Annotated in this window: 1 protein-coding gene; it reads right to left on the reverse strand. The window is 67.0% G+C overall.

What is annotated here, in order from left to right; all coding sequences use genetic code 11:
• On the reverse strand, positions 1-264 hold a 264-nt coding region (locus tag SB658_RS24735), incomplete at both ends, for a family 20 glycosylhydrolase (protein WP_410603038.1).

A 264-nucleotide genomic window follows, 5' to 3' on the forward strand; every position in this document is an offset into this window, starting at 1 on the left:
TGGCGCGCAACGCGCACTTCTTCTTCTCGGTGCTGGGCGCCATAGTCTCGCGGATTCGGCGACGAGGCCGTCGTTCAGCACCGGCGGCTCGACGAGATCGGGGTACGCGACGCCGATGGCATGCGTGTGGCCCGGCAGGTCTATCTCGGGGATCACGATCATGTGGCGCTCTGCCGCGTACGACACGATCTCGCGGTAGTCGTCCTTCGTGTAGAAGCCGCCGGGGTGGCCGTCGACCGAGGTGGCGGAGGAGAGCTCGGTGAG

This window comes from Bacillus sp. SIMBA_008, assembly GCF_046535495.1.
GTDB lineage: Bacteria > Bacillota > Bacilli > Bacillales > Bacillaceae > Bacillus > Bacillus subtilis.